We start from the raw sequence: 15,941 nt of genomic DNA on the forward strand, positions 1-15,941 counted from the left end.
GCAACGGGGACCAGACCATGACCGATCAGCAACCCACCGTGGACCAGACCGCCGACGACCTTGTCGCTGAGGCCGACACCGGCGCGCGCAACCCGTCCTCTGCCTTTCAGGCCAACCTGATCATTGGGACCTGCATCGTCTGGTCGCTGTTCCAGCTTTATATCGCGTCCAAGGTGCCCGGTGTTTTAGCCCAGGCCACGGGCATCGGGCTTTTTGCCAATATTGTCGCGCAGGCCCGGTTCGTGCACCTGGCCTTTGCCATCATGCTGGCAACGCTGGCCTTTCCGCTGTTCAGATCATCGCCACGCGACCGCATCCCAGCCTATGACTGGGTGCTGGTGGCGCTGGGCGTGGCTGCCTGTCTTTACCTTGTCGTGTTCCGGTTCGAGATCGCGGACCGTCCCGGATTGTGGAGCACGTCGGACATCGTGATGTCCTCCATCGGGATGGTCGTGTTGCTGATCGCGGTCTATCGGTCGCTCGGCCTGCCGCTGGTCATCATCGCCAGCATCTTTGTCGCGTTCGCCTTTTTTGGCGGCTATTCGGAATGGGCGCGCAACATTACCAACTATGGCGGCGCGTCGCTGTCCAAGGCGCTGGGCCATTACTGGATGCAGACCGAGGGCGTGTTCGGCGTGGCCTTGGGTGTATCGACATCGATGATCTTTCTCTTTGTCCTGTTTGGCGCGCTGCTCGACCGCGCTGGCGGGGGCAGTTGGTTCATCAAGGTGGCGGTGGCCATGTTGGGCGCGCTGCGCGGTGGTCCGGCCAAGGCGTCGGTGCTGTCCTCGATGCTGACCGGCATGATCTCGGGCTCGTCCATTTCCAACACGGTGACCACAGGCACGTTCACCATCCCGCTGATGAAGCGCATCGGCTTTCCGGCGGAAAAGGCGGGCGCGGTCGAGGTTGCCTCATCGACCAATGGCCAGCTGACACCGCCCGTCATGGGGGCGGCGGCGTTCCTGATGGTCGAATATGTCAACATCCCCTATATCGACGTGGTCAAGCACGCGTTTCTGCCGGCGGTGATTTCCTACATCGCGCTCCTTTATATCGTGCATCTTGAGGCGCTGAAGATGCAGATGCAGGGCCTCAAGAAAGCGGGGCGTCATATCGGCCCCGTGCTGATCCTGATCCTGTTCCTGTCGGGCTTTATCTTCCTCGGCGCGTGTACGTTCATCATGATCGGGCTGCGCAGCGTGCTGGACAATTTCATGGCCGAAAGCGTCTATGGTGCGGTGGTGATCGTGGCGCTGCTGTACCTCGGCTTGGTCTATATGGCGTCGCGCTATCCAGACGTGGCGATGGACGATCCCGATGGTCCGCTCGAGGCGCCGCGGCTGACGCCGACGTTGCTGGGCGGGGCCTATTTCGCGCTGCCGATCTTTATCCTTGTGTGGAACCTGATGGTGCGCACCGACAGCCTCGACCGGCTGTCGCCGTCGCTGTCGGCGTTCTGGGCCACGATCTTCATGATCGTGGTGGCGCTGACGCACCGACCGCTCAAGGCGATGTTCCGGGGCGAGGGTTTTGGCGGCGCGACCGTCGAAGGGTGGCGCGATTTCATCCAGGGGCTGATCCTGGGCGCGCGCAACATGATCGGGATCGGCGTTGCCACCGGTGCCGCCGGTGTGATCGTCGGCACGATCAGCCTGACGGGTGCGCATCAGGTCATCGGGCAGGTGGTGGAGGTGATCGCGGGCGGCAATATCTGGATCCTGCTGATCCTGGTGGCGGTCATGTCGCTGATCCTTGGCATGGGCCTGCCGACCACGGCCAACTATATCGTGGTGTCGTCGCTGATGGCGCCGGTGATCCTGACCGTGGGCGCGTCCGCGGGCTATATCTTTCCGCTGATCGCGGTGCACCTTTTCGTGTTCTATTTCGGCATTCTGGCGGATGATACGCCGCCCGTGGGCCTTGCCGCCTATGCGGCGGCGGCGATCAGTCGGGGCGATCCGATCAAGACGGGCGTGCAGGGCTTTGCCTATGACATCCGCACGGCGCTATTGCCGTTCCTGTTCATCTTCAACACCGATCTGCTGCTGATCGATGTGGGTCTGGGCAAGGCGGTGCTGGTGTTCTTTATCTCGCTCATTGCGATGATGCTGTTTGCGGCGGCGACGCAGGGCTATTTCATCGCCAAGAGCAAGACGTGGGAGACCGTGGCGCTGCTGGTCATTGCGTTCATGCTGTTCCGGCCCGATTACCTGCTGGATCAGGTCAGCGAGAAGTATCAGACCGCGTCCGGACCTGCGGCTATCGAGTTGCTGGCCAGCGCAGAGACCGGCAATGAGGTGCGCGTTCTGGTCGAGGGACCGGATTTCGACACGGGCAAGATCAGGCCGACGACCATCACTCTGCCTGCGATCAGCGGCGATGCGGACGGGGCGCTTGATGCGCAGGGCCTTGCGGTGATCCCCGATGGTGAGGTTCTGGCCATGGACGAGCCGTTCCCCGGCACGCCATTCTTCGAGAGCCTTGGCAACGAGTATGATTTCTACGGTGACACGCCGGTGCAGGTCACGGCGGTCCAGATCGAAAACGACCGGATGCCGAAAGAGCTGTTCTTTATCCCGGCGCTGTTGCTGCTGGGCGGGCTGGTCCTGTTGCAGAGCCGCCGTGCCACGCAGCCCGCGTTCTAGGGGCCTGTGCGGGCGGTATAGGCCTCGACCGCGCGCAGCAGATCGGTACAGGCGGGATCGTCGATGCCGAGCTCTGCCAATTGCGTTGTGACGTTCCTGAGGTAGTCGAGGCTGCTGCCCAGAACGCCCGCGCCGGTGGCGATCATGCGGATCTGATCCGTGCGCGAGATCGCGCCGAGGATGTCGGGGCAGGTGGGGTCGGCCAGAAAGGTGAGCGCGGTCATCTGCGCGTCTCCGGCCAGCACGGGGATGTGGGCCGGAATATAGGCGGGGCCGATCAGTTCGCGGCGAAACAGGTTCCGGGTTTCCGCCGTTACGTCAGCGGCGGCGATCCGGTAGGCCAGACCGTCGCATCCCGTCCCGTGATCCAGCGCCGCCATCAGTCCCGGCGCCTGCTTGCTGCCCCGCGCGCCTTTGTCGTCGCAGAGGATAAAGCGGCGGGCGACGCCCGGTGCGTGTACGCGCCGGACCTCCTGGAACACCAGCGCCGGGTCCCACATCAGCGAGCCATAGGCAAAGATCCAAAGGTCGCCCTCGTGGTCTGCAAGGGCGTCGGCGCGCAGGGCCTCTCGGGTGGCGTCGCTGTGGGCCCAGCCGCGCATGTGCGCCATCTCGGGGTGGTGGTCCACCAGCTTGTCGAGGGTGAAATCCCGGAAGAAAGACGCTTGTGTCGGGGTGATGCGGTCGCGCAATTCGGGGTGGTGCGCAAACGGGTCGGTGCTGTGGGTCACGTTGGGGCCTTTGGTCGGAGTCGGCGGGCACGGATCGGTCGGCCCACGTTTGGGCGGCTAGATGAAGAGGGTCAAGCCGATCATGGACACGATCAGGAACAAGACCGTCATGATACCGCCTGAGCGGACGAAATCCACGACGCGGTAACCCGCGGGCCCCATGATCAGCGCGTTGACCTGGTGCGTGGGGATCAGGAAGGAGTTCGACGTCGAGATCGCCACCGTCAGGGCAAAGACGGCCGGATCACCGCCTGCGGAGATTGCAATAGAGATCGCCAGCGGGACCAGCAGGACGGTTGCGCCCACATTCGACATCACCAGCGTGAACACGGTCGCCAGAATGGCCAGCCCGGCCTGAAGCGACCACAGCGGCCAGCCATCCAGCAGCGACAGGATCTGTTCAGCGATCCAGGCGGCAGTGCCGGTATTTTGCACCGCCATGCCCAGCGGGATGAGCGAGGCGAGCAGGAACACCGTGCTCCAGCTGACGGCCTCGTAGGCCTCGTCCACCGACAGCACGCGGGACAGGATCATGCCCACCGCACCGGCCAGCAGGGCCAGCGACAGCAGAAGGTCGGTGAACAGGATCAGGCAGAGCGTCATCAGGAAGAACCCAAGCGCCCAGTTCACCTTGTGCGGGCGCAATTCCTCTTGCGGGAAGTCGGAGGTGACCACGACATAGTCCTGATCCCGTTTCAGCCGCGTCAGCCGTTCCCATTGCACATGGACGACCAGCGTGTCGCCCGCTTGCAGCAGCACCCGGCCGATATGGGTGGCCACGTGGTCTTCGGTTTCCACGTGGCTCATGGTTTCCTCGCCGCGGTGGATGGCGAGGACGGACAGGCCATGCGTCTGGCGCAGGCGCAGATCGATCGGACACTGCCCGATCACGCTGGATCCCGGTGGGATCACGACCTCGGCCACACCGGATTCCGTGGCGGCGAAATCATCGGCAAACACCTCGAGCGCAGGCAGGATCTCCAGCCCGTAGGGATCCGCGAACTCGTCCTGCAAAACCCGGCGCAGCCCCAGCACGGCCAGCCGTGCGGGCGCTTCGATCACGGTGTCGGCCATGGGTGCGATGACCTTGTGCCCCTTGTAGGACGTGCCGAGGATATAGAGGTGATGGGCCACCATGATGTCCGACAGTGTCTGGCCGATCAGGATCGACCCCTCGGGCACGTGCACCTCGAACATGTCGGCGCGCAGCCCATAGGTGTTTTCGATATAGGCCTGCATGGAGCGGGCGGCGCCTGCGTCTTCGCCGCGACCGCGCTGACCGGGCAGGATCCAGCGCCCCAGCAGCACGAAATAGAGCAGGCCCGTCAGCACCAGCATGATCCCGATAGGGGTGACGGAGAACAGGCCAAACGTGTCCATCTGCTGGTCCGATGGCAAGGTCCGGTTGGCCGAGATCAACAGATCGTTCAGCAGGATCAGGGGCGATGACCCGACCATCGTGATCGTGCCGCCCAGAATGGCGCAGAACCCCATGGGCATGGCCAGCCGGCTCATCGGGATTTCCGTCCGGGCCGAGATGCGCGAGATGACTGGCAGGAACAGGGCCGCCGCGCCCACGTTCTGCATGAAGGAGCTGATGACGCCGACCGTGCCGGAAACGATGGGGATGATCCGCGCCTCGGTCGTGCCGCCGCGTTTGAGGATCAGCGTTGCGACCTTGGACATGAGGCCGGTTTTGTCCAGCCCCGCGCCGATGATCATCACCGCGATGATCGAGATGACCGCGTTGGAGGAAAACCCGGAGAAGAGGTCCGCCCTGTTGGACAGGCTTTCCAGCCCCGGCAGGGTGCTGAGCACACCGAGGACAACCATGACAAGGATCGCGGCAAGGTCGATGCGTATGATCTCGGAAACAAACAGGAAAACCGTCAAACCCAGCAGCCCGAGGACCACCATCATTTCGAACGTCAGTACAGTCGTTTCCATCATTCCTCCGCCACCAAAGCTTAGCCGCGGTTTGTGGGCGCGCATAGTGCCAGTCCTGCCGGAGATCCCGGCCAGTCGTGCCTGTTGCGGTGGTGCACCGCTGCGCGCCATTGGTCAAAACTGTGGTGTGGCACGGGAATCCGGGTAAAGTTCGGGAACGGGTTTGCGGGGTACGGTGTTGTTTAAGGCATTTGGCAAAAGGGCATCCATTGCGATGCCGGGTGTAGATATTTTTAGAATGTTCCAAGCGGCGCTTTTGGCGTGTCTGGTCGGGATCGTTGCAACGCCGGACCGGGCAGTCGCCAACCCGATGAAGGGGGATTGCCGGGGGCTTTATCGTGAATACCTGAGCCAGGGCAGCAAGCGGTCATTTGCGACACGCAAGGACAAGCGCGCCTGCGGTTGGGCCGGGGGATACGCGACCCAGGCCGAGGCCGACCGGCGCGCGTTGCAGGAATGCCGGAAACACGGGTCGTGTTACATTCTGACCAACACGGCGAAAGAGGCGGAGACTGCCGACAAGCGGAGCCGCAACAAGCGGATACAGACGTCGTTGAACAAGCTGGGCTTTGACGTGGGCACGGCAGACGGCGTGTTTGGCCCTGCGACCCGGCGCGGCATCATGGCCTTTCAGGCGTCTATCGCGGCTGCCAAGACGGGCACGCTGACCCCTTTGCAGGAAAAGCGGCTGTTCGAGCGTGTCGCTGAGGACAAGTTGCAGCGCCAGAAGGACATGTTTGTCGAAGACGCTCTGGTCGACAGCAGCCAAGTTTCGCAGCTGGTAGTGGACAGATCCAGGCGCACCTTGTTCGGGTTGAAGGCCGATGGCAGTGCGCTGATCTGGGATGCGCCGACGGGTCGGGTGATCTATGACGCCATTCCCAGTGCTGTTTCCGTGTCGCTGAGCGACGATGGCAAGCAGGCGCTTTATGCCAATTCCGGCGGACGGGTCACGCAAGTGGACCTTGAGACCGGGGAACGGTCGGTGTTCCAGCTGCGCGGCATCCCGGACCCGGCGGTGCATTATGTGGATGCGCAGCGGATCGCGGTAATGTCGCCCGGCGGAGATGTCTTTGTCGTCGACCGTTCCACACGCGACCGTATTGAGGTGGATACCGGAGGGCGGCCCGCCAGACAGGTGGTAGTCAATCAGGCCGACCAGTCGCTTGTGATCCTGACGGAAGCCGGGGGTCTGGTTTCTGCTGATCTGGCGCGGAATACCGCCGCGTCGCTTGACCTGCCGGGGGTGGCGTCCGCGCTGACCCAGGTGGTGCTTGTGGATGGGGGCAAGTCGCTGGTGGCGTTGGAAGGGGCGCGGAAACTGCATTTTTTCCGGGCGGACGCAGGGCGATGGACCTCGTTTTCATCGTTTGACTATGGGTCCGATGTTGTGTCGTTCGATTTTTTGAGCGGCCGGAACGAGGTTGTGGTTGCCGGGGCAAGGTCGGTTGAAGTCCTCAATGCCAGCACGGGCCAGCGCAAGCTGCTTCAGGCCTATAACTTTTTTGGCGATGCGGCACCTTTGGTCAAATTCATCGGACGGTCCGGGCGCATTGTTGGTCCGGCCAATTCGGGGGATTTGTACATGCGCACACGCGGTGGGGCGGACCGTCTGTCCTATCAACGCTCGCGCACAGCATTACTGGGCACAGCGACGTCGCGACGGAAAAAGGCCGAGGCGACGGCCCGCGCCGAGCAGCGCGCCTTTGACCGGGCCGTGGCCGAGGCCGATCAGCTGTTTGATGCGGGGTCGTGCGTGGCGTTTTCGCAGGTCGATGCGGACTATCGGCAGGACCGCACGCAGGCCGATTGCGACGCACATGCCCGCGAGACTGCGCAACGGGCAAAGATCGAAACCGCCCTGTCGGCCTTCGACTGCGACGGCGCGTCGGCGCTGGCCTCCGGGGTGGCGGGATATGAAAACCGTATTTCGGAATGCAGGGCCACGCAGGAACGCCGCGCAAACGAGGCCCGGTTTGCAACCGCGATGGAGGCAGGGGACTGCACACTGGTGGGTGAGCTGGAACAGGCGCTGGGCCGGTCGGGGTCGGTGGATGTCTGCCGGTTCAACGCCGCGATGACGGCGGACACGGCGAAAAAGATGTTCATTGCGGCGGCACGCTATGACGCGGGCAATGACCGTGCACGCGCGAAGCTGATCTATACCGAAATGCTGGACCGGTTTCCGGAGGACGACATTTCGCTGCAAGCGGCGGTGCGTCTGACGGCGCTGAATGATCTGGAACGGTCCGAGCAGGCGCGCCGCGAGATGGAAGCGGAGATGGCGCGTCTGAAGCGCGAGGCGGAGGCGGCGCAGCGCAAGGCCGAAGAGGCCCGGCGGGCCGCCGCGCAGGCGCAAGCCGCCGCACAACGCCGCGCCGCGGCCGCTGCACGCGCCAAGCCTGTGCGTTCGCCATGCGCGCATGTGTACCGGGGCAAGCGGGTGCAGATCATTCCCGATGCGCCCGACAATGCCAAACAGGCGCTTGGGTTCATCTTTCAAGGCGGGCTTTATGGTGCGAATTTCGAGGTGACCGGCGTCGGCAGATCCGAAGCGACGCTTTACAGCCTCGATACGGGGCGCAGTTTCCAAATGCCGTGTGGTCAGGTGCCCTGATGGCGCGAGCTATGTCGCTTCGAGGATGCGTAAGGCGTCGGTAAAGAACGTCTCTGTTCCGAAATTGCCGGATTTGAGCGCCAGTGCGATGTCATGGCCCGCGCTGGTGCAAAAGGTCCATGGCACGCCGGGCGCGATTTCGTGGCCTATATCCAGACGGTTTACGCGCAGGGCCTTGGTAACCGCGCCGGATGTCTCACCCCCGGCCACGATGATCCGGCGCGCACCGGCATCGCGTGCGGTGGTGGCGCAGGTGGCAAGGGTGTCTTCGACCAGACGACCCGCCGCTTCTGTGCCCAGGCAGGCCTGCGCGGCCTTGACGCTGGCAGGTGCGGCAGTGGCATAGACCAACGGCGCCTTGTCCAAGTCCTGCCGCGCCAACCATTCCAGAACAGCGCGCGGACCGTCCTGCGCCAGCGCCAGCGGGTCCAGTCGATAATGCGGCGCGCCGGTGGCGATATAGGCTGCCACCTGGGCACGCGTCATGGACGAGCAACTGCCCGACAACACAACCGTGCGGGCAGGGGGGGCTGCGTGACCGGTCTCGGTGCGATCCAGAGACAGCCATCCGTCGCTGGCGTAAAGTTCAGGCAGTGGCATCGCGATCGCGGACCCGCCGGTCAAAAGCGGTAAGTGGCGGCAAGCGCGCGCGATGGTCTCGAGGTCCGCGTCGGCAACCGCGTCGATGATCACATGCGCGGTCCCCTGGGTGCGCAGCGCATCAAGGCTCCCGCGCACGGCCGCAGTACCTTGGGCCACGACAGGCTGGTTGATCAGCCCCACATCCCGCCTCACCTGCGGGGTCAGCAGACGCATCAGGTTGCTGTCGCGCATCGGCGTGAGGGGGTGGTCCTTCATCGGGCTTTCGGACAGGGGCTGTTCGCCGACAAAGAGGTTGCCCATGTAGATGGATCGCCCGTTTTCGGGAAACGCGGGGCAGTAGATGGTCTGATCCGTACCGATATCGGCCATCAACGCCTCGGCGACGGGGCCGATATTGCCCTCGGCGGTGCTGTCGAAGGTGGAGCAGTATTTCCAGAAAAACCGTTCGGCACCGGCCGTTTGTAACCAAGCCAGCGCGGCGCGGGCGTCCGCGATTGCCTCGGCCTGCGGGGCTGTCCGGCTTTTCAATGCGATGACCTCGAACGGGGCGGTGTCTGTTGGCGGGCTGGTCGGAACGCCGATCCGCAGCGACACCCGCGCGCCGCTGCGCGCAAGAAGCCCGGCGAGATCCGTGGCGCCGGTGAAATCGTCGGCAATGCAGCCCAGCACGGTTGCCATCGGATCAGTCCTCGTCGCCGGGCAGGGTCAGGCCTGCGTTGCGGGCATAGACCTTGGCCACGGCGGCGTCATCCTCGCCGCCCAGACCCATGCCTGCGGCGGCGATGAACTGTTGCAGGGCCACGGCGGTGATCGGCGCGGAGAAGCTGGCCTGTTTCGCGATGTCCAGCACGATGCCCAGATCCTTGGGCCAGATATTGACCGAACTGAGCGGGGTGTAGTCGCCCTCAACAATATGCGGCGCACGGTTTTCGAGCATCCAGCTGGAGCCTGCGCATTTGCTGATGACGTCGACGAACTGCGCTGGATCAACGCCCTGGGTCATGCCAAAGGTCAACGCCTCGGCCATGGTGGCGATATGCACGCCTGCGAGCAGCTGGTTGACGGCCTTCATCGCCGATCCGGGACCTGCCTCATCACCGAGCGCAAAGACGGTCTCGGCCGTGGCATCAAGCACTGGCTTTGCCGCGGCAAAGGCGTCTGGCGTGCCTGCGGCCATGATCGACAGCTTGCCCGCGGCGGCCTTGGCGGCGCCACCGGAGATTGGCGCATCCAGATAGTGGACGCCGTGCGCGGCACAGCGCGCCTCCATCTGGCGGGCGAATTCGGGGGGCACGGTGGCGCAGGCCAGCACGACCGCGCCCTTGCGCAGCTGTGGCACGATCCCCTCGTCGCCGAACATCACCGCCTCGGTCTGGGCCGCGTTCAGCACGACAACGGCCACGGCGTCCAGAGATGCGGCAACCTCTGTCGGGGTGCCTGCGGCACCGCCTTCGCTGCGAAAGCGGTCCATTTGGGCGGCAACGACGTCAAAGCCCCACGTGGTGTGGCCCGCCCGCTGGATTGAGGCGGCTATGCCGTATCCCATCGCCCCAAGGCCGAAAATTGCGACGTTGCTCATGTAAATTCTCCGAAAGGTTAGCTTTGTGCGGGTGCCGCGACGCGGATGAACTGCACCGCGGTGTCCGTGGCCTCTGGCGTGGAAAACAGGACGCCGTGTCCGGCATCGAAGAGGTGGAATTGCGCGTCCGGCAGGCCATCGGCGAGGGCGCATTGCGCTTGTGGACGGGCCTGTTCGTCAAACCGCCCCGCGAGGATGCAGGTGGGTTGGGTGATCTGCGACAGCAAAGCGGTGCAGTCATGGCCGCGCCGCGCATCCAGAAGCCGGGCGTAGCCACCGCTTGCAATGGACGGATCGGTAAAGGCCTCTTCGAAGGCCACGCGGGCAGCCAGAATGGTGGCAAAGTGGTCAGGGGCGTCGGTGCGCATGGCGCGGTTGCGGCTGTCTTGCAGGCACAGCGCCTCGACCGCCGCATCCCGCCGCGAGAGCGCCAGAAAGGACGAGATGTCAAAGGATCGGTGATCCGGGCCACCGGCGGTTGCGGAGGCGATGACGAGCCTGCGAATGCGGTCCGGTGCCAGTGCCGCGAGGTGCAGCGCGGTCATTCCGCCAAAGCTTTCGCCGACCACGATTGCGTCCGTCCAGCCCAACGCGTCCAGAACCGCCAGCGCATCACGCGCATAGTCCTGCATGGTCCATGTGCCGCCCGGTTGCTCGGTTCGGCCGATGCCGCGGGGTTCATAGGTGGCCAGGTCACAAATGCTGGCCACCGCCGAGGTGAGGGCAGAGCGTTTGTACCGCAGATCAAAGTTCGACCCGCCGAGGAACAGCACGCGCGGTGCCGCGGTGTCGGTGTGGGGCGCGCGGGCGTGATGGACCCGCAGCCGTGCGGTTTCCAGCGGACCTTCGACCGGGGGGGCGTCCTGGATGTTCACGCCAAGGCCTCCGACAGCATTTTGACACCGCTGATGGCGAGAAACACGGCAAAGGCGATACGCAGGCGGCGTGCGTCCAGACGGTGCGCGATCTTTACGCCCAACGGGGCGAAGACGAACGTTGCGACCGAGATCACCACGGCGGCGGGAATGTTGATGTAGCCCAGCGAATAGGCGAGGAGGCCGGGTATGTCCTGTCCGGCCAGCGCATAGCCGACGATGCCCGGCACTGCGATCATCAGGCCGAAAAGTGCAGCCGTGCCAACCGCGCGGTGCACGGGGAATGACAGCAGGGTCAGCGTTGGCACCGACAGGGTGCCGCCGCCAATACCCATCATCGCCGAAAACGCGCCGATCGGTCCTGCGATGGCGGAGCGCGCGGGCAGGGAACGCGGCGGTTCAGGGGCGAGGGTGAATGGTTTGGGGTTCAGCATGTTCGCCACGACAATCAGGGCGATGATGCCGAACACGGCCGACAGGAACGACGCGTTCACATTTGCGGCAAGGAGGCCGCCCAGCAAGGCACCCACCACCATCATTGGTGCCCAGGATCGAAACAGCGCCAGATCGATGGATCCCTTCCTGTGGTGCGCGCGGGCCGAGGAAATCGAGGTCGGTATGATGGTCAGAAGCGATGTCGCCACCGCGAAATGGATTGCCACGTCTGCCGCGACGTCGAGCATGCCCGCTTGGGTCAGCCAATAGAGCACCGGCACGATCACGATCCCGCCACCGACACCCAGAAGGCCTGCCAGCGTGCCGGCCACCGCTCCGACGATCAGGAGGATTGGCACGATGAGCACCCAGTTCGTGGGGTCGCTCATGATGCTCTCCGCGCCAGGAGCGCCCGCAGGAGCGGAAGGCTGAGCGCGAGCACCGCCGCGATTGCGAGCACGAGTGCGATGGGATGCCCGGTGAAGAAGGCGACAAAGCTGCCATCGGTCAGGATCAGCCCCTGTCGCAATGTCAGTTCGAGCGTCGGGCCAAGCACCATGCCGATGACCAGTGGCGCCATGGGCACGCCTTGGCGGCGCAGCAGGAACCCGACGAATCCCGCGCCGCCCATCACCAGAAGATCGAACGGGTTGCCGCGCACAAAATAGATGCCAACCGCGCAGAGGATGACGATGGCGGTCATCATGAACGCCTCGCGCACCCGCAGGATTGGGGCCGCGACCCGTGACAGCAGCATCCCCAGCGGCAGCAGCAGCAGGTTGATCACGAAGAACCCGGCAAAGATCGCGGCAATCAGCGTCGGGTTGTCGTCGACGAGCCTCGGCCCCGGCGTGATCCCGTGCAGAGTCAGGGTGGCCAGCATCACCGCCGTGATCGCGTCGCCCGGAATGCCAAGCGCCATGGTGGGCACAAGCGCGCCGCCGGTCACCGCGTTATTGGCGGCCTCGGACGAGACGATGCCGTCTGGCTCCCCCTTGCCGAACCCATCGCGGTTGGGGGACGACCGGCGCCCCTCGGCATAGGAGATGAAGGCCGCGGTCGCCGCCCCCGTGCCGGGCAGAACGCCGATGACATTGCCAATGGCGACCGATTTGGCGAGGTTGCCAAAACGGCCTTTCCACATCTGCCAACTGGGCAAGACAACGCCGTTGAAGGCGACAAGCTCGGACACTTTGTTGACCGAAGCGCTGGCGCGGATAAAGACCTCGGATAGGGCAAAGACGCCAATCACCACCGCGAGCAGGTTGAACCCGGCAAAGAGTTGCCAGTTGCCAAAGGTAAATCGCATCTCGCCCAGAATCGGGTCGCCGCCGACGGTGGACAGAAAGATACCGATCATCCCGGCCATCAACCCCTTGACCACAGACCCTGTCGACACGGACACGATGCAGGTCATGCCCAGCAGGATCAGCGCAAAGGTTTCAATCGGTCCGAATTGCAGGGCAAAGGCCGCCAGTTGCGGCGCGGCAAAGATCAGGACGACGGCGGAGACAAGGCCGCCCACCACGGACGCCACAGTGGCCCAGCCCAGGGCGAGGCCCGCGTCGCCCCGCTGTGCCATCGGATATCCGTCCAGGCAGGTGGCGGCCGATTGCGGGGTGCCGGGGGTGTTGATCAGAATCGCGGCGATGGAGCCGCCATAGACCGACCCCGCATAGACCGCGAGCAGCAGGATGATGGCGGGGGCCTGGCTCATCGTCAGGGTAAATGGCAGGACGATCGCCACCGCCACGGTGGACCCGATGCCGGGCATGGCACCCAGCACGATGCCAAGGACGGTGCCGAGAACAAGCACCAGCAGCCCTTCGAAGCTGAGCAGGATGGCGATGGCGTCGGGAAGGGCTGACAGCATCTGGGGACCTCAGAACAGGTAGGTGAAACGCGAGGTGGGCAGGGGCATGCCAAGCGTGTGATTGAACAGGAGAACCAGTGCGCCGGGTACGAGAATGGCAAAAGGCACGACAAGCAACGGGTTGCGAATGCCAAAGGCGGGCAGGCAGACGAGGGCAAAGACGACGGAGGGCAGGAAGAACCCTTCGGAGGCGATGATGTTGCAATAGATCAGCGCGGCCACGATCACGATGGCAATGCGCGGCCAGCTGGCGATGACGGGCTGTGTTTCGTCCGCGCGTATGGTCTGGACCAATGCGATGACCGCCAGACCGATCCAAAGCGTCAGAATGATGCGCGGAAAGAACATCGGCGACTGGGCAAGATCGGAGGCACTAAAGCTTTGCTGAAAAGTCGAGGCATAGAGCGCCACGGCCACGATCAACAGGCCCAGCTGAACGATCACCCGTTCATTGGCGAGACGTTGCATGAGATAGTCCTTTGATGGGGTGTGATGTCACCCGCGCGCAGGCAGCAGCGGGTGACAGTCGGGTCTTTGATCAGAGCCCGGCGGCTTCGATCAGCGCGCCGTTGGACTCGTATTGCGCCCGGTAGAACGCGTCGAATTCCTCGGCACCGCGGTAGTTGATGACCGTGCCGGAGTTCTCTGCAAAGGTCTGGAACCCTTCGGAGGCGACGGCTGTTTCACAGGCCGCTTCCAGTTTCGCCGTCACCTCGGGCTCAAGCCCCGCAGGCGCAAAGAGACCGCCCCAGAGATAGAGTTCGTTTAGCGGCGCTTCGATGCCGACTTCGGTTGCGGTGGGTACGTCAGGATAGTTTTCCAGCCGTTGGCTGTTGAACACCATCAGGGGCCGGAAATCGCCGCGCTGCATCAGCACCTCGGTGTCGCCAAAGAACTGGATGTTGCCAGCAGTCAGTTCCTTGATCGCGGGGCCGGAGCCCTGGAAAGGCAGATGTTTGAGATCATCCAGAATGCCAAGCCCGGCAAAGGCAGCAACTGTGGTCAGGTGGGTCATCGCCCCCGGGCCGGACGAGCCATAGACGTATTTGCCCGGCTCTGCCTTGACGGCGGCGACCACGTCTTCGGCGGTCTGGAAGGGGCTGTCATTGGAGACAAAGAGCAGGGTGGGGGAGGCGGCCACCGAGCAGATCGGAGTCCAGCTGTCCAGACCATAGGGCACGTCCTTGATCTGTGGCTGGATCGTCGAGACGGTGATCGACATGTAGGCCAGTTGATACCCGTCAGGGCGCTGGCCTTGCAGTGCAGAGGCGGCCACCGTGCCGGACCCGCCCGCCATGTTGGAGACAAAGGCGTTCGCCCCGATGGCTTCGGCGAAATGCGGGGCCAAACCGCGCAGCAACAGGTCGGTGCCGCCGCCTGCGTTGAAAGGCGCGATCAGATTGATTGGACGTTCGGGAAACCCGTCGGCAAGGGCCGCCGAGGCAGAGATTGCGGCCGCGATGGCCGTCGAGAATACAGTCGTGAGCTTCATGATTTCCTCCCAGTGAAGTCAATATTGGTAACGTTGTCATTCAATTGGTAACGCTGTCAATTGAAATTGTTATCGTTGTCAGCGTCAGGTCGATGAAATATACGAGCCCTATGAGTGGTAGATCAGACATCAAGGGAGACAAGCCCGCCCGGTCAACATTGCGGGATGTGGCCCTGCTGGCGGGTGTCTCTGAGATATCCGTGTCGCGCGTGATGCGCGATGCGCCCAACATCTCGGACAAGCTGCGCGACAAGGTCATGGCGGCAGCGAATTCGCTCAGCTACACGCCCAATCGGGTGGCCGGCGCGTTGAAGAACCAGAGCAGCAATCTGGTGGCCGTCGTTCTGCCGTCGATGAGCAACGAAGTGTTTCCATCAGTACTGGACGGTATCGAATCGATCCTGAACGATCAGGGCCTGCACGCGGTGCTGGGCCTGAGCGAATATGACAGGGACCGCGAGTTGAAGGTCATTCGCGAATTGTTGTCGTGGTCGCCCATGGGCATCATTCTGACAGGGCTGCACCACCTCGATCCAATCCCCGGCATGATCGCGCAACTCGACATTCCCGTGGTCCAGATCATGGATATCGAAGGCGCTCCGATCGGGTCTGCGGTGGGCATATCCCACAGTGCGGCGGCCATCGCGGCGGCGGATTACCTGCATGGACGGGGCTATCGCAAGATCGGCTATATCGGCGCATGGAGCGAGAAACCGCAGCGGTCCAAAGCGCGCAGGCGCGCCTTTGAGGCGCGGTTGCAGGCGCTGGGCTGTCCGCTTGTTGCCTCGCTCATCTCCGAGGACAGGTCGTCGGCCATGGTCGGGGCGCAGACCACCGCAGCGCTGCGCCAGCAACACCCGGAGATCGACTGCATCTTCTACGCCAATGACGACCTCGCGCTGGGCGGGCTGTTCCATGCGCTGGCGGCAGGCATCGACGTTCCGGGCGAGCTTGGGCTGTTGGGCTTTAACGGGATCGATATCGGAAAGGCGACGCCCATTCCGTTGTCCAGCATCGAGACCCCGCGTTTCGAGATGGGCCGGGAGGCTGCGCGATTGCTCTTGTCCTCGCGCGAGAGCGGCAATGTCATCAAGGATCTGTCTTTCAAGATCTCCGACGGTAAAACCGCCTGAACCCCGCG

The 15,941-nt window shown here is 63.7% G+C and carries 12 protein-coding genes; 3 read left to right on the plus strand and 9 right to left on the minus strand.

Annotated features, from left to right (window positions below; translation table 11 throughout):
• Positions 1-17 precede the first annotated feature (17 nt).
• A complete protein-coding gene (locus Q0949_RS05475; protein ID WP_299369385.1) occupies positions 18-2,648 on the plus strand; it encodes a TRAP transporter permease in 2,631 nt (876 codons plus the stop codon).
• On the opposite strand, the gene Q0949_RS05480 is transcribed toward Q0949_RS05475, so the two are convergent.
• Together Q0949_RS05480 and Q0949_RS05485 are read right to left on the minus strand one after the other, a co-directional pair.
• The gene (locus Q0949_RS05480; protein WP_299369387.1) at positions 2,645-3,379 is read right to left on the minus strand and encodes a gamma-glutamylcyclotransferase; all 735 of its coding nucleotides are present in this window, start codon (positions 3,377-3,379) and stop codon (positions 2,645-2,647) included. The two genes, Q0949_RS05475 and Q0949_RS05480, sit on opposite strands and share 4 nt — an antisense overlap.
• Positions 3,380-3,436: 57 nt before the next feature.
• Positions 3,437-5,326 (minus strand): SLC13 family permease, encoded by a 1,890-nt coding sequence (locus Q0949_RS05485; RefSeq protein ID WP_299369515.1) that lies wholly within the window; start codon positions 5,324-5,326, stop codon positions 3,437-3,439.
• Positions 5,327-5,564: 238 nt separating this feature from the next.
• Here Q0949_RS05485 and Q0949_RS05490 point away from each other — a divergent pair, with 238 nt between their 5' ends.
• Complete coding sequence (locus Q0949_RS05490; protein ID WP_299369389.1) at positions 5,565-7,943, plus strand: peptidoglycan-binding protein; 2,379 nt, start codon at positions 5,565-5,567, stop codon at positions 7,941-7,943.
• Between the two features lie 9 nt (positions 7,944-7,952).
• On the opposite strand, the gene otnK is transcribed toward Q0949_RS05490, so the two are convergent.
• The 7 genes from otnK to Q0949_RS05525 form a co-directional block, all read right to left on the minus strand.
• Positions 7,953-9,224 (minus strand): 3-oxo-tetronate kinase, encoded by a 1,272-nt coding sequence (gene otnK / locus Q0949_RS05495; protein ID WP_299369391.1) that lies wholly within the window; start codon positions 9,222-9,224, stop codon positions 7,953-7,955.
• Between the two features lie 4 nt (positions 9,225-9,228).
• On the minus strand, positions 9,229-10,125 hold the full coding sequence (gene ltnD, locus Q0949_RS05500; protein WP_299369393.1) for an L-threonate dehydrogenase: 897 nt from the start codon (positions 10,123-10,125) through the stop codon (positions 9,229-9,231).
• A gap of 17 nt (positions 10,126-10,142) precedes the next feature.
• Complete coding sequence (locus Q0949_RS05505; RefSeq protein WP_299369395.1) at positions 10,143-11,000, minus strand: alpha/beta hydrolase; 858 nt, start codon at positions 10,998-11,000, stop codon at positions 10,143-10,145.
• Positions 10,997-11,824 (minus strand): sulfite exporter TauE/SafE family protein, encoded by an 828-nt coding sequence (locus tag Q0949_RS05510; protein WP_299369397.1) that lies wholly within the window; start codon positions 11,822-11,824, stop codon positions 10,997-10,999. The genes Q0949_RS05505 and Q0949_RS05510 overlap by 4 nt, the downstream gene beginning before the upstream one ends.
• On the minus strand, positions 11,821-13,308 hold the full coding sequence (locus tag Q0949_RS05515) for a tripartite tricarboxylate transporter permease (RefSeq protein WP_299369399.1): 1,488 nt from the start codon (positions 13,306-13,308) through the stop codon (positions 11,821-11,823). The genes Q0949_RS05510 and Q0949_RS05515 overlap by 4 nt, the downstream gene beginning before the upstream one ends.
• A gap of 9 nt (positions 13,309-13,317) precedes the next feature.
• Positions 13,318-13,776 (minus strand): tripartite tricarboxylate transporter TctB family protein, encoded by a 459-nt coding sequence (locus Q0949_RS05520; RefSeq protein ID WP_299369401.1) that lies wholly within the window; start codon positions 13,774-13,776, stop codon positions 13,318-13,320.
• 70 nt (positions 13,777-13,846) lie between these two features.
• Positions 13,847-14,800, minus strand: a complete 954-nt coding sequence (locus tag Q0949_RS05525; protein WP_299369403.1) for a tripartite tricarboxylate transporter substrate binding protein — start codon at positions 14,798-14,800, stop codon at positions 13,847-13,849.
• A gap of 110 nt (positions 14,801-14,910) precedes the next feature.
• On the opposite strand from Q0949_RS05525, the gene Q0949_RS05530 reads away from it, so the two are divergent.
• A complete protein-coding gene (locus Q0949_RS05530; protein ID WP_299369405.1) occupies positions 14,911-15,933 on the plus strand; it encodes a LacI family DNA-binding transcriptional regulator in 1,023 nt (340 codons plus the stop codon).
• Positions 15,934-15,941: the final 8 nt, after the last annotated feature.

The sequence above is a fragment of the uncultured Tateyamaria sp. genome (assembly GCF_947487805.1).
In the GTDB taxonomy this organism is placed as follows: Bacteria; Pseudomonadota; Alphaproteobacteria; order Rhodobacterales; family Rhodobacteraceae; genus Tateyamaria.